This is a genomic window from Campylobacter sp. BCW_6466, assembly GCF_001762835.1.
Lineage (GTDB): Bacteria > Campylobacterota > Campylobacteria > Campylobacterales > Campylobacteraceae > Campylobacter_D > Campylobacter_D jejuni.
This window is the reverse complement of the sequence record NZ_MJXO01000012.1, coordinates 1-1,845: the sequence shown is the minus strand read 5'-3', so window position 1 is coordinate 1,845 and position 1,845 is coordinate 1. Positions and strand designations below refer to the sequence as shown.

At 24.1% G+C, this 1,845-nt stretch carries 5 protein-coding genes; all 5 read right to left on the bottom strand.

What is annotated here, in order from left to right; translation table 11 throughout:
• Positions 1-259: 259 nt before the first annotated feature.
• Positions 260-403 carry a hypothetical protein gene (locus AJ887_RS10115; RefSeq protein WP_186820923.1) on the bottom strand — a complete coding sequence of 48 codons (144 nt, stop codon included), beginning with the start codon at positions 401-403 and terminating at the stop codon, positions 260-262.
• 11 nt (positions 404-414) lie between these two features.
• A complete protein-coding gene (locus AJ887_RS00820) occupies positions 415-669 on the bottom strand; it encodes a hypothetical protein (protein ID WP_070284673.1) in 255 nt (84 codons plus the stop codon).
• Between the two features lie 175 nt (positions 670-844).
• Positions 845-1,114, bottom strand: a complete 270-nt coding sequence (locus tag AJ887_RS00815) for a type II toxin-antitoxin system YafQ family toxin (RefSeq protein WP_002789000.1) — start codon at positions 1,112-1,114, stop codon at positions 845-847.
• The gene (locus tag AJ887_RS00810) at positions 1,104-1,325 is read right to left on the bottom strand and encodes a hypothetical protein (protein ID WP_002881155.1); all 222 of its coding nucleotides are present in this window, start codon (positions 1,323-1,325) and stop codon (positions 1,104-1,106) included. The genes AJ887_RS00815 and AJ887_RS00810 overlap by 11 nt, the downstream gene beginning before the upstream one ends.
• Before the next feature lie 187 nt (positions 1,326-1,512).
• Complete coding sequence (locus tag AJ887_RS10110) at positions 1,513-1,656, bottom strand: hypothetical protein (RefSeq protein WP_186820923.1); 144 nt, start codon at positions 1,654-1,656, stop codon at positions 1,513-1,515.
• Positions 1,657-1,845 lie beyond the last annotated feature (189 nt).

Sequence of the window (1,845 nt, the reverse complement as noted above, 5' to 3'; positions counted from 1 at the left end):
GCTTTTAGCTAAACTCTCAAAAACAGGTAAAAAATCCTTATCAAATCCGCTAATTTCAATTTTTATAGCCATTTGTATCCTTTCTTATATAATTTTTATTTTTATTATACCATAAAGGATTTTGTTGTAAAATTGGAAAAAACTTTTTTTATATATAAAATTACATAAATAAGACAATCAAAATACAATATAAAAGATTAAAGAATAGTAAAAACGGTTTTTTAAAAAAACTAATATAAATATATGGCTAATTATATAATTAATCCTCCTCTAAGCCATCATTAATTCCTGCTTCTGCAAGTTCAAGCTGTTCTTTTTGATACACTTTATCATCTTTGGCATCTTTAAAACCTTTTAATAATAAAGTTTTCATTTGCTCTATATATTCTTGATATTTACACATATTAATCCTTTTTATTTATCAGGTTTAAAACCACTATCTAAAATTATTTTTGTCGTTGCACCTTTAAGTTTATCAAAACGATTTAAAGCTTGCATATTACTAACTCTAAGCAATCTTATTTTATCATCTTTTTTATAAAACACTTTAAAAACTTCATCACTTTGTTTGTGTTTTACCATATCATCTAAACCACATTTTTCTATAAACTCACAATCTTTAGCAAAAACTTCATTTTCTACATCAAATAAATCTTGAGAAATAACCATTAGGATTAACTGGATCATAAGTATAAGAACTTACTACACATTCTCTCATAGCTTTTTGTATTTCTTCTTGGGATAATTTTTTCATAGTGTTTTTCTTTTTTCTTTCTATTATGATATAAATGACTTAATATGTAGTTATGGATTTTTATAAACTTGATTAATTTAACTTTAATTATTAAAACAACTCGCTATGAGAACCTATATTAATACATGTTAAAATAAGTTTATCATCTTGTTTTTGATAAATTAAGAGCAAATCAGGTTTTACATGACACTCTCTAAGCTCTTTAAATTCACCTTTTAGTTTATGGTCTTTGTATTTTCTTTCAAGAGTTTCATTGTTAGATAAGCGATAGACTATTTCATCTACTAAGTCTTTTTCTTTTAGCGTTAGCTTCTTATAGTTTTTCTTGTATTCTTTTAAAACTCTAATTTCATATTTCACGCATAGCCTTTTTATACTCATCAAAGTTTTTAAAAGTTTCATGCTCTCCATTTTTCATTTCTTCTAAAGCCTTTTTCATGGAACTTTGTTTTTTCTCTTCTGGAGTATCACATTCTAACAAACAATAAGTAGCTTTTAGGCTTTTAGCTAAACTCTCAAAAACAGGTAAAAAATCCTTATCAAATCCGCTAATTTCAATTTTTATAGCCATTTGTATCCTTTCTTATATAATTTTTATTTTTATTATACCATAAAGGATTTTGTTGTAAAATTGGAAAAAACTTTTTTTATATATAAAATTACATAAATAAGACAATCAAAATACAATATAAAAGATTAAAGAATAGTAAAAACGGTTTTTTAAAAAAACTAATATAAATATATGGCTAATTATATAATTAATCCTCCTCTAAGCCATCATTAATTCCTGCTTCTGCAAGTTCAAGCTGTTCTTTTTGATACACTTTATCATCTTTGGCATCTTTAAAACCTTTTAATAATAAAGTTTTCATTTGCTCTATATATTCTTGATATTTACACATATTAATCCTTTTTATTTATCAGGTTTAAAACCACTATCTAAAATTATTTTTGTCGTTGCACCTTTAAGTTTATCAAAACGATTTAAAGCTTGCATATTACTAACTCTAAGCAATCTTATTTTATCATCTTTTTTATAAAACACTTTAAAAACTTCATCACTTTGTTTGTGTTTTACCATATCATCTAAA